Here is a 22,187-nt window from a genome sequence, read left to right on the forward strand (position 1 = left end):
GAATCCAACCTACCAAAACTTTGATCCAGCGCAAAGCCTAAGTGCACTATTCAGTATACTTTTTAAGCTGGCCCAGCGTCATAGCCTCACCTTGACCTCGATTATCAAATACCCGGAGCACACTGTGAAAAAAACACCTTTTATCTTATCCATATTGTTTGTTGTGCTTGTATTTGTGGTTGTCAGCATGGTTTTTAATGGCGACGAAGACCTTGATGTCGTGTCGGGGAACGGGCGAATTGAAGCTACCGAAATTGGTATTTCGGCAAAAGTCGCAGGGCGTGTTGAAGAAATATATGTCCGGGAAGGCGACATGGTCAGCGCAGGTGACGTGGTCGCAAAGCTCGATGCGTCTACCATAAACAGTCAGTTGCAGCAGGCTAAAGCGCAGCGCCAGCAAACCCGAAGCGCTGTTGAAGCTGCAAACATGGCCATAGCCCAGCGAGAGAGTGAAAAGGCCGCATTAGAAGCAGCCTTGCTTCAAGCAAAGGCTGAGTTAAAAGCGGCTATCGCTCATGCCAAGCGCACCAGCGAACTGGCTAAAACCGGGGCTGTATCCAAACAGCTAGCAGAAGACAACCTAACATCAGTAGAAAGCGCCAAGGCTGCGGTTAATGCTGCAAAGGCGCGATTAACTGCTGCCGATGCCACTATTGAAGCAACGAAAGCACAGTACTTCTCGGCGCAGGCGGCAGTAAGTGCAGCCGATGCCACCATTGCCCAGATAGAGTCTGAAATAAATGACATGGTGCTTAAAGCGCCGCGCAACGGGCGCATTCAATATCGAGTGGTTGAGCCTGGTGAGGTGGTTGGCGCCGGTGGCAGAGTGTTAAGTCTGGTGGATCTCACCAATGTTTACATGACGTTCTTTTTGCCTGCCTCTCAAGTGGGAAGGCTGGCTATAGGAGGCGAGGCGCGAATTGTGCTTGATGCAGCGCCCAATATAGCTATTCCTGCGGTTATTTCTTACGTGGCTGACGTTGCCCAATTTACTCCTAGGTCGGTGGAAACCCAAAGCGAACGCGAAAAGTTAATGTTCAGGGTGAAAGCCCAAATACCTGTTTCTTTATTAAATCAACACATTGAAAGGGTTAAAACGGGCTTGCCTGGCGTTGTTTGGGTGAAGCTAAACGAAGAAGCTACTTGGCCTGAAAGCCTTCCTGAGCTTATTGAGTTTATTGAGCGATGAGCAACATTATTGAGGCGCACGACCTAACGGTTCGGTACAAAAACGCTACTGCCCTTAGTAATGTTTCGCTATCTATACCTGCGGGTGTAACGGTGGGTGTAATTGGCCCTGATGGAGTGGGGAAGTCTACTTTACTGTCATTAATCGCGGGTGAAAGGGTGATGCAGCAAGGGCAGCTGAGAGTGCTAGGTGGGGATATACGCAGCAATAAGCACAGAAAAATCATCTGCTCCGACGTTGCCTATATGCCTCAGGGGCTAGGTAAAAACCTTTATCCCACGCTAACGGTAGAAGAAAACCTCCAGTTTTTTGCCAAGCTGTTTGGGCATAGCAGTAAACAGCGCAGGGCCCGTATAGACAACCTAACTAAGCGAACAGGGCTTTATCCTTTTTTAAGCCGGCCTGCGGGTAAGCTATCTGGTGGAATGAAGCAGAAATTGGGCTTATGTTGCGCGTTAATTCACGACCCTCGCTTATTGATTTTAGATGAACCCACTACGGGTGTAGACCCGCTTGCCAGAAGTCAGTTTTGGGCATTAGTTCGCGACATACGTACCGCTCGGCCAGAGATAACGGTTTTAGTCGCAACAGCGTACATGGAAGAGGCGCAACAGTTCGACCATCTAATTGCCCTCAATGCAGGTGAAATTTTAGCGACGGGAACAAGCGAGGAGCTGTTAACACGCACACATACCACTGATTTGGAATCAGCGTTTATCGCGCTTTTACCGGATGAGATTAAGCACAAGCATCAGCGCGTAGATACTCAAACTCACTTAGCGAGTAATCACACTGAAACCGCTATTGAAGCGAAGAATCTAACCATGAAATTTGGTGACTTTGTTGCGGTAGACAAGGTAAGTTTTAGTATTAAAAAAGGTGAGATCTTTGGGTTTCTGGGGTCGAACGGTTGTGGCAAGTCGACCACCATGAAAATGCTAACCGGCCTGTTGCCTCAAACCGCAGGCGAAGCGTGGATGTTAGGTAGCCCGCTAGGCGCAAGCGACCTTAGCACGCGATACCGTGTAGGCTATATGTCGCAAAGCTTTTCCTTGTATTCAGAGCTAACCGTAAGGCAAAACTTAACGCTGCACGCCAAGCTTTTTGACGTTGCCGCCAACACACTCAATACGCGGGTGGATGAAATGCTAACTCGCTTTTCACTTCACCATCATCAGCACAGCCTGCCAGACGCTTTACCGTTGGGAATACGTCAACGCTTGTCTTTAGCTGTCGCTATGGTTCATAAACCTGAAGTTCTCATTCTAGATGAGCCCACATCTGGGGTAGACCCCGTTGCGCGGGATGATTTTTGGCAGCTGCTTATAGGCTTAGCGCGCCAAGATGGCGTAACCATTTTTATATCTACGCACTTTATGAATGAAGCGGCGCGATGTGACCGCATTTCACTGATGCATGCGGGCAAGGTTTTAGCTACAGACACACCGGAAGCGATAAAAGTGAATAAGTCTTCTCACTCCCTTGAGGAAGCTTTTATCGCCTATTTGTTAGACGCACAGTCTACTCAAGATAAGCTTAACGATACGGCATCAAATCCCGCTGCTTTTACAGCGCAATCAACTTCAAGCAAACACACTAATTCCCTTCGCCGGTTACTGAGTTATACCTCCCGAGAAACATTAGAGCTTATAAGAGATCCTATTCGCCTAACCATGTCATTTCTGGGAAGTATGGTGCTTATGGTGGTTATTGGTTATGGCATTACCATGGATGTGGAAGATTTGCGTTATGCGGTGTTCGACCGCGACCAGTCTGCAACAAGTATCGAGTACCGCAGTGCTCTTTCTGGCTCGCGCTATTTCAACGAGCAACCTGCCATCGTTAGTTACAGCGATATGGATAAAAGAATGAAAAGCGGCGAGATTTCTCTTGCCGTGGAAATTCCGCCTGAATTTGGGCAGAAGGTGCACAAAGGAGAGCAAGTGCAACTGGGCGCGTGGATAGATGGGTCTATGCCTTCACGTGCCGAAACCATACAAGGTTACGTTACAGGCATTCACATGACGTGGTTGCTTCAGCAAGCATCACAAATGAGCCAAGTGCAGTCAACAAGCGATGTTAATGTGGTATCACGCTATTTGTACAACCCAGATATACGTAGCCTAGTGGCAATTGTGCCTGCGGTAATACCCATGCTACTTCTGATGATCCCTGCGTTATTAACGTCGCTAGCTGTGGTGCGAGAAAAGGAGCTGGGTTCCATTATCAATCTATACGTTACGCCGGTGACAAAACTTGAGTTTCTACTTGGTAAACAGCTTCCTTACATCGTAACTTCTTTCGTCAGTTTTCTGCTGCTGGTGGCAATGGCGGTATGGCTGTTTAACGTGCCCCTTAAAGGTGACATTGTGGCGTTATGCGTTATAGCTTTGTTGTTCGTCACGTTCTCAACCAGCTTTGGCTTGCTGGCATCGGTATTCACCAATAGCCAAATTGCCGCTATCTTGCTCACAACCATAGGCACTATGGTACCAGCGGTTCAATTTGCTGGCATGATCACGCCTGTTTCTGCATTGGAGGGCGCAGGTCGCGTTATTGGGGAAGTGCATCCGGTTAGCTATTTCTTGTTGGTAAGTCGCGGTATTTTCAGCAAAGGTCTGGATTTTAGTTCGTTAGACTTCGCGATTATTCCCATCGCGCTCTCTATACCTATCACATTGTGGCTTTCCACTGTTTTGCTTAAAAAACAGGAGCGCTAAGAGTGAAAACAAAAACTGTTTTTCAATTAAGCATTAAAGAACTGTGGAGTTTATGGCGTGATCCGGCCATGCTTATTCTTATCGTCTACGTTTTTACGCTGAATATTTACACGGCCGCAACGGCGGTACCTGAAACCCTTCACAACGCGCCAATTGCTTTTGTCGACCACGACCAATCTCAATTATCCCGAAGAGTTATTGATGCTTTTGTGCCGCCTTACTTTCTAACTCCCGAAATTATTGAGCATCATCAAGTTAACGAAGCTCTCGATACTGGCTTGTTTACTTTTGTAGTTACCATTCCGCCTAACTTTGAAAAGGAGGCAAGTAAGGGGCTAACCCCCGATATCCAAGTAAACGTCGACGCAACGCGTATCAGTCAAGCTTTCACCGGAAATGGATACATTACTGAAATTATTAACGATGAAGTGGGGGCTTATTTACGAGGTCATAAAAGTGAAACTGTGCTGCCGGTCGAGTTAGTGCTTCGTGCACGTTTTAACCCAGCATTAGAGAGCTACTGGTTCGGTTCTGTGATGGAGTTGATTAGTGCCGTTACTATGATTGCCATTATTTTATCCGGCGCTGCGCTTATCCGTGAAAAGGAGCGCGGCACAATAGAGCACTTACTGGCAATGCCCGTTTCAAACAGTGAAATCATGCTCTCTAAAATTCTCGCGACCAGTCTGGTGGTGTGGCTCGCTACACTAATGTCGGTCTACTTAATCATAATGGGCGCGTTGGATGTGCCAATAAGTGGCGACATTCGCCTATTTATGGCAGCAGTTGCATTACAGTTGTTTGCGGTATCGAGTATGGGAATTTTTATGGCTACCATCGCTCGTTCCATGCCGCAGTTTGGTCTGCTGCTGATATTAGTTTTATTACCGCTTCAATTGTTGTCAGGGGGCACCACACCCAGAGAAAGTATGCCTGATTTCATCCAATACATAATGTTACTGATGCCTAATACGCACTTCGTAATGGCATCTCAAAGCGTACTTTACAGAAGTGCAGGCATTACCGTGATATACCCGCAACTCATCGCGCTTTTTCTAATAGGGTGCGCATTCTACTTTATTGCCTTTAAACGCTTCAAAAACACAATTGGAAGCATGGCCTAGCATTTTTATTACTAAAAAGAGCTTTCACTTTATTTTTAGTGAATGGTAATAATTATCATTTGAAGTTGCTTTACTTTTACGTATAATCTGCGCTCAAAAATAACCCTGTTGTTAATAACCACATATAACACTGAGAAGACCATGAAACTAAGCAGTTTATTTGCACTAACGCCTATCGCGTTTGCTTTGTCGGTAAATGCACAAACCACGCAAAACGATACAGTAGAAGTAAAAGAAGCAGATGTAGAAAAAATTCGTATTGTGGGTGTTCGCCAAAACCGTGTAAGTCGCGGTGCAACTGGCTTGACCATGGAAATCAGTGAAACGCCTCAGTCTATCAGCATTCTTTCTGAAGACCTTATGCAGTCGTTTGGTGCGTTTAACATTAACGATGCGCTAAAGCTGGCTCCAGGTATCAATGTTGAAGAGTGGGAAACCAACCGTACTAACTACACTGCACGTGGTTTTGAAATTAAAAACACCCAAATTGATGGTGTAGGCCTGCCTAACGACTGGGGTATTGTGACCGGCGCTGTTGAAGCTTACGGTTACGAAGAAATTGAAGTGATTCGTGGTGCGAACGGCCTACTTACAGGTGTGGGTAACGCGTCAGGAACCATTAACTACGTGCGCAAGCGTCCTACCAATGAAGAAGGTGGTGAAGTAGGTGCAAGCATTGGCTCTTACAACTTCAAGCGCGTTCAAGGCGACTACTCAATGTTACTTACCGAAGACGGCCGCTGGGCTGCGCGTGTGGTAGGTAGCTTTGAAGACAAAGAGTCTCACCTAGATGGTTTGGAAAACGATCGTGGCTTTGTTTACGGTGTTATTGACGGTCAGTTAACCGACAACGCAACAGTAACCTTTGGCTTGTCTTACCAAGATGCCAATACTGATGGCAACACGTGGGGCGGGCTAGTATTTAACTACACCGACGGCACCCAAGCCGAGTGGGACATTAACGACACGACTACTCAAGAATGGACAAAGTGGGACACTGAAACCACTAACGCCTTTGTTGAGCTAGACTACGAATTCGACAACGACTGGCAATTGCTACTTAGCTACAACTTCCGTGGCTACGAAGATGAAAGTAAGCTGTTTTATGCGTACGGCGCTATTGATAAAGAAACTGGCTTAGGTTTAGTTGGCTGGCCAGGTCGTTACGATTCTGAAATTGATTCACACCTTTTTGAAGGCCGTGTATTTGGTAACTTCGAGTTGTTTGGTCGCAGTCATGAAGTGAACTTCGGTGCAAGTCACGCTACTAGCGATGACGTGTCTTTTGTTCACGCTTTTGATTACGGCACCACACCGGCATACGGGCCAACACCAGCTTTCCCATATGGCTTAGACGCTATTGCCGAGCCAGAGTGGTTGGGTGTATCTGAGTACTCGAATATTGAGCAAACACTTACCCGTTACTTTGGCTCTGCCCGATTCAGCGTAACTGACGCAATGCACATCATTGCGGGTTTCAACGCCATTGATTTTGAGCGTACCGGTCAAAACTCAGGTGCGGTTATCGACAACTCAGAAAGCGAAGCTAGCCCTTATGTAGGTGCAACTTACGCAGTAACAGAAGATGTGAATGCGTACGTAAGTTACTCTGACGTGTATCAGCCACAAGAGCAGTATGACGTAAACGGCCAATACCTTGACCCAACTAAAGGTAAGAACTTTGAAGCGGGCTTCAAGGCACAGTGGTTCGACGACAGACTACTAACCACATTCGCTTATTTCACTGCTGAGCAAGACAATTTGGCAGCCTATGCTGGTACTAACCCTGATACCCTTCAGTATTACTACAAAGGTGTATCGGTAGAGTCTGACGGTTTTGAAATTGAGCTGGCAGGTCAGCTAACTGACGACCTACGTGTTAATGCGTCATACACCAATATTGACGTAGAAGACCAGCAAGGTAACGACGCTAACCTATGGGCACCACGTGACGTAGTTACGTTCCAATTAGGTTATACCGTACCACAAGCACCAGAAATTGAAGTTGGTTTTGGTGGTAGATGGCAGTCTGAAATCAGCAACGTAGACTACAACGTTAAGCAAGGCGCATACTTCCTAGGTAACGTTTATGCTTCTCACGCGTTTACTGAAGATTTCACTGTTCGCATGAACATCAACAACATCTTCGATAAGAAGTACATTAACAGCCTTCATACGGTTGGTTACTACGGTGCTGGTATCAATGCGCAGTTGAGTGCATCGTATACTTTCTAATGTATTCGACGTAAAAAATGCTCGAAAATTTGAATGATAAAATGCGGCTTCGGCCGCATTTTTTGTTTGTGCTCTCAGCGAGTTGTGAGCAACTTTGCAGGTTTGCCTGCGAAAGCCAATGTTTATTAATTGATTAAAATTAAACCACTTGCTACTGTTACTAAACACTAAGAAGATGGAGTTTCAAGTGACTAAGCATTTAAGCAATGCGTTTAATCATACTTTCCAACTCGCTGTGCTGACAGCGGGCATTTGTATGTGTTGCGAACTGTCGGCGCATACAAATCCGCGCAGCTATGACATTGCTGAAGCCATAGACGAGAAAGCCACACCTCAGTTAAAGCATGCATTTGATGAACAACGTTTCGCGTTTCTCGCGCTTTTTAACCGCATAAGCGAAACTGCCCAGACTGACATGGTTTGCCAATATCACAAACCTATTGGCAGCCAAGTAGGGCGCAAAAGTTGTGAGCCGCGCTATGTGAAAGATTTTCGTTCTATGCTTGAGCAAACACCGTCCCAACACGGCATCGACATGAGCCGATTGCCTACCAATGAGCACGTACGTTTGTTAACGCAAGATACAAGAGAAGAAGTCTTTGAACATGTATCGGCACTGATAGCTACGCACCCAGAACTGTATCAGAGTTTTTCCAAGCTCGATGCAATCCATCAGCGCATGCAGCAGGAAGCCGTATCACAGACCAACTAACCTAACAGCGCAAGGTGTACATAGGCTAGCATTCATGTCTCGAATTCACATATCGATGACTAGCCTAACAATTTATATTTCACATACAAAAATGCGGCCTAAAGCCGCATTTTTTGTCTTTAATTTATAGGTACTTCTTAAGCTCTAAACGAGACACCATGCCTTTGTGTACCTCGTCAGGGCCGTCAGCTAAGCGAAGTGCTCTTGCGCCAGCGGCAAATCGCGCCAGAGGGAAGTCGCTACACATACCCGCACCACCGTGAATTTGTAACGCCATATCCACCACGTTTTGTAGCATGTTAGGCACTACCACTTTAATAGCCGAGATTTCAGTCATGGCGTGTTTAACACCTAAATTATCAATTTTCCATGCGGCGTGAAGAGTAAGCAATCGTGCTTGTTCAATAGCCATACGAGCATCTGCTACGCGTTCTAAGTTGCCACCTAAGCGGATGATTGGTTTACCAAACGCAACGCGTTCGTGACCGCGCTTCAGAGCAAGCTCTAGGGCTTTTTCTGCCATACCGATAGCACGCATGCAGTGGTGAATACGGCCAGGGCCCAAGCGCCCTTGTGCAATAGCAAAGCCTTTTCCTAATCCCATAATTAGGTTGTCTTTGCTCACACGTACATTATCGAAATGCATTTCCCCATGGCCGTAAGGGGCATCAAAATCGCCATAGGCATCTAGCATACGTTTGATGGTGATCCCTGGTGTATCAAGTGGCACTATTACCATACTGTGGCGACTGTGTTTGTCGTTATCTGGGTTAGACAATCCCATGAATATGGTTATTGCAGCGTTAGGGTGGCCAAGGCCTGTCGACCACCACTTTTTGCCGTTAATCACTACGTCATCACCGTCTTCGATAATAGTAGCGGCCATATTGGTGGCGTCAGACGATGCAACATCAGGCTCTGTCATACCAAACACCGAGCGTATTTCACCTGCCAGCAATGGTTTAAGCCATTTCGCTTTTTGAGCATCGCTACCGAAGTGATACAGCACTTCCATATTGCCGGTATCAGGCGCATTACAGTTAAAAATCTCTGGTGCAAAAAGGTATTTACCCATGCGCTCAGCCATTGGCGCATATTCAAGCGTGGTAAGGCCTTGGCCTAATTCAGCATCGGGCAAAAATAGGTTGGCTAGCCCTGCTTCGCGCGCTTTAGCTTTCAGCGCTTCTGTACCAGGGTGTAGCTTCCAACTCTTCCAGTCGCCGTGATTATTTTCTGTATGGTGAAAGTCGTAAACTTCATTTTCGATAGGCGCTATATGCTCGGCTATAAAGTTATCGAGCTTTTCTAGTAAGGCTTTGGTTTTGTCGTTATGTGAAAAATCCATAGGGCACCTTTTTGCAGTTCATTTAGTTTGTAATATTTAAAAGTAGAGTAGTTGTGCTTCGCATCACGCCACCGGTCAGTCAAAACAAAGTTGATGGGCCGTTTCTAGGCGTGCGAACACTATTCCTTAAATCCATACTAGTGAAAGTTGCTCAGTGAATGAAATGAAATATAATCCTTGCTTGTTGTGAATTTCGTTCATGGTGCTGGTAATGCTTGAAAGCAGACAATTCGAAAAACTAGATCTAAACCTGCTAAAGGTTTTTGAAGCGCTGTGGCAGCACAGAAATATGACCCGCGTAGCGGAAGCGCTTCACATTACGCCCTCGGCCGTTAGTCATGCCATGCGCAGGTTTAGGGATATTTTGGGCGACCCACTGTTTGTGAAAGAAAAACAAAGCATGTTGCCAACCGCAGCCTGCGAACGATTGGCGCCCACTATCCTAAAAGCCTTGGGAGATATTCGAAAAGCACTGGGGGAGTTTGCTGACTTCGACCCTTTACATAGCCATCAGCGCTTTGTTATCGCTATGCAAGAGTCTCTTGAATTAGGGGTTTTGCCTGTACTGCTTTCAACCCTTGAAAGGCAGGCTCCTAATATTGAAATAGTAAGCACTCGCTTACATCGCGACGCTATGCTGGCAGACTTAACTAACCGCAATCTGCATTTAGTCATCGATATAGGTCGCGCCGTTGCTGCGCCCATCTCGCACTCGTTGTTACGTCGCGACACCTATAAAGTGCTTATGAATAAGCAAAACCCGTTGGCTCAGAATATAGATAAGAAAAAGTATGTGGCGGCACGCCATATTACAGTGTCTAATCGCGCAAAAGGGGCGTCGGTGGAAGAAATTGCATTGCAACAACTGGGCGTAAGCCGACCTTCTTTGTGGCGCTGCCAAAACTATCGGGCTGCGGCAGACGTGGTTGCTAAGACTAACGCTTTATTAACTTTGCCTGGATCCGTGGCTGATGCGGTAAGCGACGATAATCTGATTAGCACTAAACTACCGTATCAGTTACCAGCCTTGGAAACCCATCTTTACTGGCATAGCCAACAGGAAGGCGAACCGGGTCTAATGTGGTTACGAAATTTAATGCTACACTTGTTCGCTGAATCTGGTCTTACCAGATAGATCCTGATAGGATTCAGCGCTAACGGCGTTAATTCCATCACGGGTACTAAAGTGGTATCAACGTGTTGCGGTGCCAAGCTACGTTTGCAGTATAAGCATGGAATATAGAAGCACGAAGCAAAGTGGGGGCTTAGGTTTGACTGCAGGCACTTTGCTAAGCGGCGCGAGTTAGGGTGAAAAGGAAGCAGTAATGAAAATTCACACATTAGCAGGCTACATACAGCATATTTATCTGGTTGAAGACAGTAACGGGCTGCTATTGCTTGATGGATGTAGCCGCGCCGATGTAGATAAGGTCTGTCAGTTTATTACGCAAACCTTAGGGCGCCCGTTAAGTGATTTAAAGCTGATTGTGGTTACACACATGCACCCCGATCACGCCGGTGGTGCCATTAAGCTGCGTGAGCGAACTGGCGCGCAGGTGGCATCTCATCCTAAAGCCATCAATTGGTATTCTGGGTTTGCTGGGCGTACTGCTCACGGTATAGATTTGCTGCTAACCTGGTGGGTGGCTAACCGTATTGGTAAGCCAAAAATGCCCATATGGTACAACCCGATACTAACGCCAGATATGACCCTTGCCGACAACCAACCACTGCCCGGTTTCCCAGATTGGCAGGTCATGTATACGCCAGGTCATACCGATCACGACTTAACGCTTCAGCACATTCCTACGCATCAGGCTTACATTGCCGATGTTTTGGTACAGGTGAAAGGTGAATTAGTACCACCGTATCCGTTATGCCACCCAAATCAATATCGCGAAAGCTTAAAAAGGCTCGCTCAGTCACATATTGATACATTCTTTTGCGCCCACGTGCCGCCCACTAAAAAGTCGGATATCGATTTTGAACACGTTATCGAAAACGCACCGCGCAAGCCCAAGAATCACTGGCATTCCAGTAAGAACCGCATTAAGAAAAAGCTCTTTAATCAAACCCGCGAGCATTAATAAACAATATTCGAACTGCGCTGCTTAGTCATAAAGTAGCGTGTTTAGCTGGCACTGCCCTTGCTTTTCTGCGTTAACAACCACATTAATCCTATGAGCATATCTATAATAATGTGAAGGCAAAGATGTAAGACCAGCCCTCTTTGCACATTATTTTTAAAGGGTTTAGGTTCAAGCGAATAGGAACTGCAAAGGCAGAATACAAACAAAATAATGCAAAAAAATATCGCTACGCTTTTTGACAAGACTCGGGCAATGGCGTCGCTAACTGGCGACAAACTTAGCAGTGTGTTTAATAAAGAAACCCACCGATTCACCATTACTGGGCTTAGTCGAAGCGGTAAATCTATGCTGTTCACCAGCCTCATTACTATGCTGAAAAGCCGTAGCGAAGAGGGCTATGCGTGTTTGCCTCTGCTACGTTATTTGCCGCCATCCCAAGTGCTTGATATGCGCATAGAGCCCATTGAAGGCTACAAACCATTTCCACATTTGCAAAACATTGCTGATCTTGAAAACGGGCAATGGCCTAAGGCCACTGAAGAAGCATTCGGTTTTAAGCTGGTGGTGCGTTTAAAAGAGACTGCCTCGCTTAAGCGTCATGTACTCCCGCACAGCGACGTGGTATTTGAATTTATCGATTACCCCGGAGAATGGGTGACCGACATTCCCATGCTAAGTAAAACCTATGCCCATTGGTCAGACTCTGCGTGGGCGCAGCTTAGTAGTGGCCCGCAACAGTATTTTGCTAACCAGTGGAAAGCGTTTGTTAATCAGTTTGATTTCGAACAAGAGCCAACCGAGCAGCGCATTCAGCTTCTGGTTAATGCTTATCGCGATTATTTAGTAGAAGCTAAGGCCAACGGTATATCGCTTCTTCAGCCGGGCAGTTTTTTATTGGAGTCGAGCGATTTCGACTGGCAGGCGTTTGGTTTTACGCCGCTGCCATCTAGCATTACCAGCGATGTGTCACACCCCTGGTTTAAAGTGTTCAATAAGCACTTTGCTAAATTCCAAAGTGGGTGGTTAACGCCGTTGAAGCAGTCCATTTTTAAAGAGACCGACAAGCAGATAATTCTTGTCGACTTGTTTGAAGGGCTTAACCACAGCAGGCAGCATTTGTATCAGCTGAAGGAAACCCTGAGTCACTTGGCAGATACTTTTGTGTACGGGCAAAGTACTTGGTTTTCACGCAATGTGCTGAAAAAAGAGCAAATTGGCAAAGTGGCGTTTGTGGCCACTAAGTCTGATCTTGTGCCCGTAAGTCAGCGCGCTAACTTACTTAATTTACTTACCCAAATTACCGAAGGAGCCAGAGCACGGTTCGATGGTAAACCTATTCAGTTCGAGCATTTTCTAGTGTCTAGCATGCAAGTGACTGATGAGGGTAGTAACGACGATGCTATTCGTTATAAAGACGCTGATGGCCGCTATGTAGAATCTACGTTCGAACCTATTCCCAGCACACTAAAAGAGATGGAAGAGGGTAGCCATTTTCCAGTACCCGATGTGAGTGTGCCTAACGATTTTAAGGCGCGCATTTTAGCGGGTAAGGGCGTAGACAGATTGCTTCAGTTTTTACTGGGCAAAGGAGAGTAAGAATGAGCGATAAACCTTATAAATTTGACGAAAGCCCAGAGCAGGTAAGCCAGTCTACGCTTAGAAGCGATGCAATTTACGGCAATGCCGATGAGGAAGCGCAGCGCAATACGGCAACTGGGTATGGTAAACCCAATAATGACAGTGAAAGTGATGCGGTAAAAAAGCCACAATACAAAACCAAAGTTAAAACGCAAACTTTAGATATAGCGCAGCCTGAAACCAAACTTCCCAAGCAAGTTGCTGAAGATATATGGGAAGTCGACGCCAAAAATAGTGGCCTGTCGTTAGGTGCGGCAACACTAGGGTTTGGTGTGTTTTCCTTAATTGGATTTTTCGTATTTGAAGCATATACCACCCTTGCGGCAAACGTTTCTGAGCACCCCATCGGTACAGGTGTACTAGGCGCGCTATTAGTTGGATTTGTTAGCTGCTTTAGCTTTTTGAGTTTTAAAGAGTGGCGAGGCTACAAGCAAGTAAATACGGCGATGGAAGATGCAAGCGTTATCCGAGATTTGCTGGCTAGTAATGGGGTAGAGCCATCAGCGGGAGGAGAGCCCTTAGCGAAACAAAAGCCATCAGCGGGAGGAGAGCCTTCAGCGAAACAAAAGCCTTTAGCGCAACAAGAGACCTCAGCGGGAACAGAAGCATCGCCACAGAAAATAGACCGCGTGCTAAGCCAGCACGGCAAACGCTTTTCGCGTGGTTCTTATGCAGCGCATTGTTTCGAGCGTTACAAGCAACAGCTTCAAGACGACATGACAGGCCCAGAACGATTAGGCCTGTACGAAGACACGGTACTAAAACCGGTTCAGGAAAAGGCGCACAAGGTGCTGAATAAAGAGTCGGTGACCGCCGGAAGCCTTGCGTTTATAAGCCCAAATAATCTTATTCAAACATTCGCGGTGGTATGGATTAGCTTTCGCACCATTCGTCGAATGGCCCGTGTGTACGGACTAAGACCAAGTACAGCAGGAAACTGGAAATTGCTCAAAGTGTTGGCGCAAAACATTGCGGCGCAAGGCGTGTTTGACTTAGCTACCGATGAGGTTGCCAATCAAATCGGCGGCAGCCTGTCTGCAAAGTTTATGGAAAATTCTGCTGAAGCTATTGCTGCAGGTGCGCTCAACGCCCGTTTAGGACGAGCGTTGATCAAGTTGCTTAAATAGCGCGTCTTGCCTGCTTTTTGGGCTGCGCTATTGATTTTGCGTAGCCTAACTACAACAACAGTATGTTAGCGAGAGCCCCATAAGGTTGCAGTCGTTACGTTATAGCGCCTTTTTAGTGGGCACTACTACGTTAGCAAAGATTAATCCCGCCAATAGTGACATAAAGATAAGAAATACTTCCTGTCCCAAATGGTCGGCCTTTACAAAGTCTTGGCCCGTCATAAACGAGTTCAAGCCAATATAGGTTTTAGACCCCGGCACCAGCACTATAAGCCCGTGCATAGCCACAATTGTTGCGGGTTGGTTAGCAATGCGGGTGAACGCATTAGCAAAAATACCTAACGCAAATGCACCCACGAACGCGCCTAGCCCAGGGCTCATGTAATCAGAGCTCCATGCAGTAGCACTGTAGGCAATAAATGCTGCCGCCAATGCCCATGGAATGTGTTTAATGCGTGTTCTGAATATCGCAACTAGGGCAATACACAGCAAGAATACCGCCAGCCATGTAGCCCAGTAAGGCAGCGATTCTGCAGGGGTATACACGTTTTCACCAAACGCACTAAAGCCTACCGACACACCCAGAAACGCACCAAAGTACAGCTTAAACAGCTGCATGATGGCGTCCATGGTACGGGCGGTGCCCGACACCATGTTTCGCGATGAAAGCTCGGCAAGGCCCATCGTCAGCGCTAGTCCGGGTACAAACACAATTACTGATGAAAGCACTACCAGCGGAATGTTAATGCCCGGGTCAACGAATTGACCAATAGCGCAGGCAAGAATGCCGCCAACGAACGCGGTGACAGGCTCTAGCATTAAGTTTACGCGTTTAGACTGCTGCGCCCATAAGGTCCAAAGATATGCCACTATACCCAAAGCGCCTGACCAGCCAATTTCGCTCCAGCTTGCACCCATTAGCATAGCAAACGCGCCGGTGGCCATAGCAAAGGCAATACCTGTAACCCATTTACCGTAGGGGCTGCCCATGGCGTCTATTTCATTTAAGCGCTTGTCAGCTTCACTTAAGGTTAATTTGCCTGACAGAAGTTCACTGGCCAGTTCATCGGTGAGCGACAACGCATTCATGTCCAGTTCACCAGGAAGCAAACGCGCAGCATGGTTGTATTCGTCTTCGTGGCGGTCGCTCCAGATAACAAAAGTTAGCGAAGTTGGCGTCGAAATAAATGAAGCGTGTACACCTAAATACTTAGCAACTTCGCCAAGGTAAGCTTCAAGACGGAACGCAGGGGTACCGTACTTGTGCAGCATTTTGCCTAGCTTCACTATAAATCTACGAATTTGAATAAATTCAACGGTATCCAACGCACTGCCCTTTAGTTTTGATAAATCTAATATGAGATAAATGAGACAAAAAAGCCAGACGCATAGGAAAAGTGTCTGGCTAAAATTTGGGCGGATTGTACGGAGGGTTTTGCACGAAAGCAAAACAAATTTTCTCTTATTTTCCCTTAAAAAAACTAATCGTTTAAAGGGGTAGAAAAGTGATGAATTAAACTACGTTTTTCACAAAACAAAATGCTTTTCCTATTCCTAAGTGCGCTGTGTGAAAGGCATCCAGTCTTTCCAAACAGGCTCTAATCCTTTCATTGAAAGTGCGCTCACGACGTCTGACACAGATCGGTTGTCGTCAATATCGAATTGATTTAGTGCCTTCGATGGCGCGCTGTAACCGCCCGGCTGTGTTTGCGAGGCAGCACTCATCGACGTTATGCCAAGTGGCATTACCCCATCTCGAAATACCGCTGACTCTCGGGTAGACAGCGAGAGTTCGGCTTGAGGGTTAAATATGCGGTGGGCGCAGATGAGCTGCAGCAAATCTCGCTCGTTAGGGAGTTTACTATTGGTGAGGACGTTACCGCCGGTGGTGTTACCTTCGCAGCTACGAAGGCGCGGAAAAGCAATGGATACACGGCTTTGCCAGTAGTGTTGCTGTATTAACTTGCCGTGAAGGGCGGTCATGGCGCTATCAACCCGCCAGTCTCCCAAACCCAGTAGTGCGCCAATGCCTATTTTATCAATGCCGGCTTTTCCTATGCGATCGGTGGCCTCTAAGCGCCATAAAAAATCCTGTTTTTTACCTTGGGTATGGTAATTGGCGTAGTGCTGCGGTGAGTAGGTTTCTTGATACACCAACACCGCATCTAACCCCAGGTACTTCAAGGTTTCATATTGCTCGCGCTTTAATGGCTGTACCTCCATCATAAGGTAGCTCACTTTTTCGCGAATGGCGCTTAGGGTTTGCTCAAAATAATCCATTCCCACTTTAGTTTCGTGCTCGCCAGTAACCAGTAACACCTGTGAAAAGCCTAAATCTTTAATGGCTTCAATTTCGGTTAACACTTCGCTTATAGACAGGGTTTTGCGCTTTATTTTGTTGCTCATGGTAAAGCCGCAATAGGTACATTCGTTGGCACACAAGTTTGATAAATACAAAGGCACAAACAGCTGCATGGTGTTGCCAAAGCGATGACGAGTCATTGCTTTAGCGCGATAGGCCATGGCTTCTAAGTACTGAGCGCCAGCGGGAGAAATTAATGCCATGAAGTCGTCTAGAGACAGCGTATCTTTACCTAGCGCTCGTTCTACGTCGCCCGCTGTTTTGCTGTTTATCGACATAGCCAAATGCGACAAGTCTTGCTGCATTAATGCCTGTGCTACTTTCATACCGCCGGCTCCAAAAAGGCGGTAAGCGGGCTAGAGGCTTGGGCAAAACTGCTGGTAGCACCAAGTCCAGCTTCAAAGGCTTTTCGCCCCGTTTCTACGGCGCTTGCAAAAGCTGCTGCCATAGCAACTGGGTCCTTAGCCGTGGCGATAGCCGTATTTACCAGTACCGCGTCTACTCCCAGTTCCATGGCCGCCATGGCTTCGCTCGGCTTACCAATGCCTGCATCTACAATGACGGGTATCGACGCTTGCTCAACAATAATTTGCAAAAAGGGTTCGGTTTGTAAGCCCTGATTGCTCCCAATAGGCGCGCCCAATGGCATAACGGCGGCGCAGCCTACCTCTTCCAAGCGTTTACACAATACCGGGTCTGCCCCGCAGTAGGGCAAAACGTGAAACCCTTTTTTAACCAGTGCCTCTGCGGCAAGCAGGGTTTCGATTGAGTCGGGCAACAGGTAGCGCTGGTCTGGATGAATTTCAAGCTTTACCCAAGGGCTACCTAATGCTTCATACGCAAGTTCAGCGGCGAATATGGCTTCTTTCGCGTTCTTTGCTCCAGAGGTATTCGGCAACAGAGTAACGCCTAATGCTTTTAATGCCGAAAGCGTTTCATCTTGTGAGCTATGGCTAGCAACGCGCTTCATTGCCAAGGTCACCATGCTGCTTTTAGCTGCCTGAACCGCGTTTTTCATGGTGTCTGGATTACTAAATTTGCCCGTGCCGGTTAATAAACGTGAAGGGAAGGTGTGATTTGCGAGTGTTAGCATTTTAGCCTCCTGCCACTAGAGTAAAGATATCCACGGTATCGTTGTCACTTAAATAGGTCGTAGACCATTCTTGCTTGCTGACAATCGCTGCGTTTTTAGCAACAGCAGTGCCTTCGTCTTTCAATTGTTTAAGGGCAATTAACTCGCTAAGCGATATAGGAGAAATCACGCTCATTGGTTGGTTATTCACGTTAATGTTGATTTGGGTCATTGGCATACCTCACAAGAAGAAGAGGGGGGCAGCTTGAAGCTTTGCAGCGTACCGAGGCCTGCATGGGCGTTTACGTAGTGCCCCCATTTAATATCGGCATCGAAGCCTCTTGCCAGAAATAACAAGGCTTGGGTGGCTTGGTGGCATGCTGCCATGCCGACTACGGGGCCAAGTATCCCTTTGCTAACGCAATCTTCGCGTACGGCAACGTTATTTACTAAGCACTCGTAGCAACCGCAGGTGACTGAGTTTTGAGGCAAGTTCAGCGCTTGCCAGGTAAGCCCACTGGCTGCGGCAATAAAAAGCGGAATAGACGCGCGAACTGACGCCAGGTTTATCTGTTTTCGTACCGCGACGTTGTCGGTGCAATCCAGCACACAGGTGGCTGCAGTAATTAACGTTGGTAAGTTGTTACTATCAGCAAATAAGCTTTTAAACTGGATGTTTAGATGCGCGTTCACTTTACGCAACTCGTTGTAAAGCGACTTGGCTTTAAGCTCGCCTAAATGCATTTCGTTGTAGCTTACCTGGCGCTGCAAATTACTGATGTCGACGGTGTCACCATCTATAAGTGTAATGTTGCCCACGCCAGCACCAGCTAAATAGCGGGCGGTTAGGCTGCCTAATCCACCTAATCCCACAATAACGGCGTGCGAACTGGCCAGGTTAAGCTGTCCGTCGTGATCAATGCAATCGAGCAAAAGTTGTCTGCTATAGCGACGTATATCCTGATGCTCAAGCTTTCGGCTTACCGAGTGACTAATTGAATGAGTAGCTGAATGGCTAAGCAAACCCAGCCTCCTGAACTAATGCTTGGTAGGCTTTCAGCGGGTGTGCTGCCTGAGTGATTGCACTTACCACGGCTATGCCGTTAACACCGGTTTTAGCAACATCGCTTATGCGCGATAAGTTAATACCACCAATAGCAACGGTGGGAATGCCATCGCAAAGCTGCTTATATTTTTCTAATCGTGCTAGCCCTTGCGGCTTTGAAGGCATGTCTTTGGTATTGGTGGGGAAGATGTGACCAAGGGCAATGTAAGACGGGTTTAAAGCGCGAACACGCTGAATTTCAGCAAAGCCGTGTGTTGATATTCCAAGCCGTAAACCTGCACTACGGATGGCGTTTAGGTCTGCGGAGTCGATATCCTCTTGTCCTAAATGCACACCGTAAGCCCCGAGTTCTATGGCCAGCTCCCAATAGTCATTAATGAATAATTGGCAGTCGGTGTGTTTCACCAATTCTATTGCCTCTTTTATTTGCTGACGAATGTCTTCTTGGGAGCCTTGCTTAACCCGCAGCTGCATGATTTTTACACCCGTTGGCCAAAGGCGGGCTATCCACTGCACGCTATCTACCACTGGATAAATGCCTAATTTGGTCTGGGTGAGCGCTGGAAAGTAGGCTTCTTTACAAGACGAGGCTTCAAGAAGGACATCCTTATCCCGCTCTTTTTCATTAACAGAGGCGCCACGTTGCTGAAAGGTTACCAGTGGAAAGCTTTCTGGCTTTTTGGGAAAGCCGTTGGTTCGTGCAAAGTAGGTAGTTGACTCGCTACTTATAGCGTTTGCGTTATCCGCTGTGCAATGCCTTGGTAACGTATTGCTGCGAACTTCACTAACGTAAGCATTAGCGAGCGTTAGTGCATCTTCAATGCAGTAGTCGTGCACGATGAATGCCGCTACTGCGCTGGCTAACATACAACCTGTCCCACGAAGGTTGCCGTTTGCATATTTCGGTTGACTAAATCGAAGAGTGTGGGAGGCACAAACAAAAATATCGCTCACGTTTTTTTGCCAATGGGCGTGGCCGGCTTTAACGTACACGCTCTTTGCGCCTTTACCTCTTAAGCGATTGATTGCATTTAGCAAGCTCGCCTCATCAACAACCGGCAAATGGGTGAGCCATGCAAGTTCGTCGGTATTAGGCGTAATCATGTCTACCGTATTCAACAGCTCGTCAACTACGCTCTCGCTTAACTCACTCAGCACGCCACCCGACGAGGTCGACAGTACAGGATCCCATACAACGAAGGGGCGAGGGTTAGATGTTTTTTGAATACGTGCACACAACAACAGCGCTTGCTCATCATTAGCAATAGCGCCAATTTTAATAGCACGTGGTGGTGTATCTTCAAACAGCACCTGCCACTGTTGATTTAATGCCGAAGCGCACATGCTTTCCTTACTAAGCATAATTGAGTTGGACTGCACGGTAAGCTGTGTAGTGAGTACACAAGCATGGATGTTCAGATCGGCTAACGTAATGGCGTCGCGGGTAACGCCCGCACCGCCGCTACAGTCAACGCCTCCCACACACCACACTAGAGGTAGTGGAGTGGTGGGGTGGTTTAATACAGGATTAATCGATGCCTTACCTGTCATGGTAGCTCTACCTTGCTATCTGCTTTGTGGTAAAGCTGAGCGCCCGACTGGTTAAATGCATCGGCCATCTCTTTCATGCCTTTTTCTTTCTCAAACTCTTGCTGCTGCGCTTGTTTAGCCACATCGCGCACTTCCTGAGAAATTTTCATACTGCAAAATTTAGGGCCGCACATAGAGCAGAAATGCGCAACTTTACCAGACGCCTGCGGCAAGGTTTCATCGTGATAAGCGCGCGCAGTATGCGGGTCGAGAGCTAAATTGAACTGGTCTTCCCATCTGAATTCAAAGCGAGCTTTCGACATGGCGTTGTCGCGAATTTGTGCACCTGGGTGTCCTTTTGCCAAGTCGGCAGCGTGGGCCGCAATTTTGTAGGTAATCAGCCCCTGTTTAACATCTTCTTTGTTAGGTAAGCCTAAATGTTCTTTGGGCGTTACGTAGCACAGCATTGCGCAGCCATACCAACCAATCATGGCGGCACCAATACCTGATGTGAAGTGATCGTAGCCAGGTGCGATGTCTGTGGTGAGGGGGCCAAGGGTATAAAACGGCGCTTCGTGACAGTGTTTAAGCTGCTCTTCCATGTTTTCTTTAATCATGTGCATTGGCACATGCCCCGGGCCTTCAATCATTACCTGAACATCGTATTCCCATGCAATTTTCGTCAACTCACCAAGGGTACGTAATTCAGAGAATTGCGCATCGTCATTAGCGTCAGCTACGCTGCCAGGGCGCAGACCATCACCTAGCGATAACGCTACATCGTATTTAGCGCAAATTTCGCAAATATCGTGAAAGTGCTCATACAGAAAGCTTTGCTGGTGGTGGCTTAAGCACCACTTTGCCATTATCGAGCCGCCGCGCGATACAATGCCGGTAACCCGCTTTGCGGTAAGGTGTACGTATTCAAGCAGCACGCCAGCGTGAATGGTGAAGTAGTCTACGCCTTGCTCGGCTTGCTCAATTAGGGTGTCTTTAAACATCTCCCACGTTAAGTCTTCGGCTATACCGTTTACTTTTTCTAGCGCTTGATAGATTGGGACGGTGCCCAGGGGAACAGGGCTATTTCTCAGCAACCATTCGCGTGTTTCGTGAATGTTTCTGCCGGTAGATAGATCCATGATGGTATCGGCGCCCCAGCGCGTTGACCACACCAGCTTCTCTACCTCTTCTTCAATAGATGAAGTAACGGCCGAGTTACCAATATTCGCGTTAATTTTCACTAAGAAATTGCGCCCAATAATCATTGGCTCTAGCTCAGGGTGGTTGATGTTACACGGAATAATGGCGCGGCCTGCAGCCACTTCCTGACGCACAAATTCAGGCGTAATGGTGTCGGGTAAATTCGCGCCAAAGAGTTCGCCTTTGTGCTGCTGCGTCAGTTCGGCATCTTTAATGGCTTGGCGACCCATATTCTCGCGAATGGCAATGTATTCCATTTCAGGGGTAATAATGCCCTGCCTTGCGTAGTGGAGCTGGGTAACGTTTCTGCCCGCTTTCGCTTTTAGTGGTTTGCGGCTACGAATAAAGCGGAAATCTTCGGTGAATATGTCGTTTTCACGTTCTTTAGCAAAATTTGAAGATACGCCTTTTAGTTCAAGGGTATCGTTACGCTCTTCAATCCACTTTTGTCGAAGCGGGCTTAAGCCTTTATGAACGTCGATATTTTCTGACGGGTCGCCATAGGGACCTGAGGTGTCATAAACCGGAATTGGCGGGTTGGGCTCTAAAATAGGGTTGTCTTCGGTACCACCCACTAAACTGTCGTGTTGGTGAATAAGGCGCATGGCCACACGAATATCGTCACGGCTGCCACACTCGTAGTGGCGTGTTGAATTTGGGTAAGCTTCGCCCGCAAGTTCATTAATGAATTGTTGTGCTTGTTGGCGCTGTTCGCGTCTGTTCGACATAGCATTTTACCTTGTAGATTTAGGTTCAAAAAATGCTTGTCAGGAGTGA

17 protein-coding genes are annotated in these 22,187 nt (G+C 47.2%); 9 read left to right on the top strand and 8 right to left on the bottom strand.

From position 1 onward, the window contains the following. The first annotated feature begins 124 nt into the window (after positions 1–124). The 5 genes from BGK61_RS10620 (at position 125) to BGK61_RS10640 (ending at position 7,980) form a co-directional block, all read left to right on the top strand. Complete coding sequence (locus tag BGK61_RS10620; protein ID WP_076026060.1) at positions 125–1,189, top strand: HlyD family secretion protein; 1,065 nt, start codon at positions 125–127, stop codon at positions 1,187–1,189. Then, the gene (gene rbbA / locus BGK61_RS10625) at positions 1,186–3,909 is read left to right on the top strand and encodes a ribosome-associated ATPase/putative transporter RbbA (RefSeq protein ID WP_076026061.1); all 2,724 of its coding nucleotides are present in this window, start codon (positions 1,186–1,188) and stop codon (positions 3,907–3,909) included. The genes BGK61_RS10620 and rbbA overlap by 4 nt, the downstream gene beginning before the upstream one ends. 2 nt (positions 3,910–3,911) lie before the next feature. Next, positions 3,912–5,033 (top strand): ABC transporter permease, encoded by a 1,122-nt coding sequence (locus BGK61_RS10630; protein WP_076012645.1) that lies wholly within the window; start codon positions 3,912–3,914, stop codon positions 5,031–5,033. 141 nt (positions 5,034–5,174) lie between these two features. Beyond that, entirely contained in the window at positions 5,175–7,268 is a 2,094-nt protein-coding gene (locus tag BGK61_RS10635; protein ID WP_014996835.1) for a TonB-dependent siderophore receptor, read from the top strand. Between the two features lie 187 nt (positions 7,269–7,455). Beyond that, entirely contained in the window at positions 7,456–7,980 is a 525-nt protein-coding gene (locus BGK61_RS10640; protein ID WP_076012646.1) for a hypothetical protein, read from the top strand. 124 nt (positions 7,981–8,104) lie between these two features. Here BGK61_RS10640 and BGK61_RS10645 read toward each other — a convergent pair whose 3' ends face one another. Further along, positions 8,105–9,325 carry an acyl-CoA dehydrogenase family protein gene (locus BGK61_RS10645; RefSeq protein WP_076012644.1) on the bottom strand — a complete coding sequence of 407 codons (1,221 nt, stop codon included), beginning with the start codon at positions 9,323–9,325 and terminating at the stop codon, positions 8,105–8,107. Between the two features lie 211 nt (positions 9,326–9,536). Between BGK61_RS10645 and BGK61_RS10650 the strand changes: the two genes are divergently transcribed. The 4 genes from BGK61_RS10650 (at position 9,537) to BGK61_RS10665 (ending at position 14,180) form a co-directional block, all read left to right on the top strand. After that, positions 9,537–10,460, top strand: a complete 924-nt coding sequence (locus BGK61_RS10650) for a LysR family transcriptional regulator (protein ID WP_014996838.1) — start codon at positions 9,537–9,539, stop codon at positions 10,458–10,460. Between the two features lie 190 nt (positions 10,461–10,650). Further along, on the top strand, positions 10,651–11,412 hold the full coding sequence (locus tag BGK61_RS10655) for an MBL fold metallo-hydrolase (protein ID WP_076012643.1): 762 nt from the start codon (positions 10,651–10,653) through the stop codon (positions 11,410–11,412). 213 nt (positions 11,413–11,625) lie between these two features. Then, positions 11,626–13,011: a YcjX family protein gene (locus BGK61_RS10660; protein WP_076012642.1), complete on the top strand. Its 1,386-nt coding sequence runs from the start codon at positions 11,626–11,628 to the stop codon at positions 13,009–13,011. A gap of 2 nt (positions 13,012–13,013) precedes the next feature. After that, positions 13,014–14,180, top strand: a complete 1,167-nt coding sequence (locus BGK61_RS10665) for a YcjF family protein (protein WP_076012641.1) — start codon at positions 13,014–13,016, stop codon at positions 14,178–14,180. A gap of 99 nt (positions 14,181–14,279) precedes the next feature. Here BGK61_RS10665 and BGK61_RS10670 read toward each other — a convergent pair whose 3' ends face one another. The 7 genes from BGK61_RS10670 to thiC all read right to left on the bottom strand — a co-directional run bounded on the left by BGK61_RS10670 (position 14,280) and on the right by thiC (position 22,138). Beyond that, positions 14,280–15,506 carry a threonine/serine exporter family protein gene (locus BGK61_RS10670; protein ID WP_076026062.1) on the bottom strand — a complete coding sequence of 409 codons (1,227 nt, stop codon included), beginning with the start codon at positions 15,504–15,506 and terminating at the stop codon, positions 14,280–14,282. Between the two features lie 228 nt (positions 15,507–15,734). Further along, entirely contained in the window at positions 15,735–16,868 is a 1,134-nt protein-coding gene (thiH, locus tag BGK61_RS10675) for a 2-iminoacetate synthase ThiH (RefSeq protein ID WP_076026063.1), read from the bottom strand. Continuing rightward, on the bottom strand, positions 16,865–17,635 hold the full coding sequence (locus BGK61_RS10680; RefSeq protein ID WP_076026064.1) for a thiazole synthase: 771 nt from the start codon (positions 17,633–17,635) through the stop codon (positions 16,865–16,867). The genes thiH and BGK61_RS10680 overlap by 4 nt, the downstream gene beginning before the upstream one ends. Before the next feature lies 1 nt (position 17,636). Continuing rightward, positions 17,637–17,846, bottom strand: a complete 210-nt coding sequence (gene thiS, locus BGK61_RS10685) for a sulfur carrier protein ThiS (RefSeq protein ID WP_014996845.1) — start codon at positions 17,844–17,846, stop codon at positions 17,637–17,639. Continuing rightward, entirely contained in the window at positions 17,843–18,637 is a 795-nt protein-coding gene (locus tag BGK61_RS10690) for a HesA/MoeB/ThiF family protein (RefSeq protein WP_076012370.1), read from the bottom strand. Before BGK61_RS10690 ends, thiS begins: the two co-directional genes overlap by 4 nt. Then, positions 18,630–20,231: a thiamine phosphate synthase gene (gene thiE / locus BGK61_RS10695; RefSeq protein WP_076012369.1), complete on the bottom strand. Its 1,602-nt coding sequence runs from the start codon at positions 20,229–20,231 to the stop codon at positions 18,630–18,632. The genes BGK61_RS10690 and thiE overlap by 8 nt, the downstream gene beginning before the upstream one ends. Beyond that, positions 20,228–22,138: a phosphomethylpyrimidine synthase ThiC gene (thiC, locus tag BGK61_RS10700; RefSeq protein WP_076012368.1), complete on the bottom strand. Its 1,911-nt coding sequence runs from the start codon at positions 22,136–22,138 to the stop codon at positions 20,228–20,230. The genes thiE and thiC overlap by 4 nt, the downstream gene beginning before the upstream one ends. Positions 22,139–22,187: the final 49 nt, after the last annotated feature.

It is taken from the genome of Alteromonas abrolhosensis (genome assembly GCF_001953635.1).
GTDB classification, from domain to species: Bacteria; Pseudomonadota; Gammaproteobacteria; order Enterobacterales; family Alteromonadaceae; genus Alteromonas; species Alteromonas abrolhosensis.

Excerpts from the sequence above, each read along its gene's own strand:
- BGK61_RS10650 (WP_014996838.1), top strand. The coding sequence starts at position 9,537 with ATGCTTGAAAGCAGACAATTCGAAAAACTAGATCTAAACCTGCTAAAG.
- thiC (WP_076012368.1), bottom strand. The coding sequence starts at position 22,138 with ATGTCGAACAGACGCGAACAGCGCCAACAAGCACAACAATTCATTAAT.
- thiH (WP_076026063.1), bottom strand. The coding sequence starts at position 16,868 with ATGAAAGTAGCACAGGCATTAATGCAGCAAGACTTGTCGCATTTGGCT.
- BGK61_RS10635 (WP_014996835.1), top strand. The coding sequence starts at position 5,175 with ATGAAACTAAGCAGTTTATTTGCACTAACGCCTATCGCGTTTGCTTTG.
- thiS (WP_014996845.1), bottom strand. The coding sequence starts at position 17,846 with ATGACCCAAATCAACATTAACGTGAATAACCAACCAATGAGCGTGATT.
- BGK61_RS10655 (WP_076012643.1), top strand. The coding sequence starts at position 10,651 with ATGAAAATTCACACATTAGCAGGCTACATACAGCATATTTATCTGGTT.
- BGK61_RS10665 (WP_076012641.1), top strand. The coding sequence starts at position 13,014 with ATGAGCGATAAACCTTATAAATTTGACGAAAGCCCAGAGCAGGTAAGC.
- rbbA (WP_076026061.1), top strand. The coding sequence starts at position 1,186 with ATGAGCAACATTATTGAGGCGCACGACCTAACGGTTCGGTACAAAAAC.
- BGK61_RS10660 (WP_076012642.1), top strand. The coding sequence starts at position 11,626 with ATGCAAAAAAATATCGCTACGCTTTTTGACAAGACTCGGGCAATGGCG.
- BGK61_RS10645 (WP_076012644.1), bottom strand. The coding sequence starts at position 9,325 with ATGGATTTTTCACATAACGACAAAACCAAAGCCTTACTAGAAAAGCTC.
- BGK61_RS10680 (WP_076026064.1), bottom strand. The coding sequence starts at position 17,635 with ATGCTAACACTCGCAAATCACACCTTCCCTTCACGTTTATTAACCGGC.
- thiE (WP_076012369.1), bottom strand. The coding sequence starts at position 20,231 with ATGACAGGTAAGGCATCGATTAATCCTGTATTAAACCACCCCACCACT.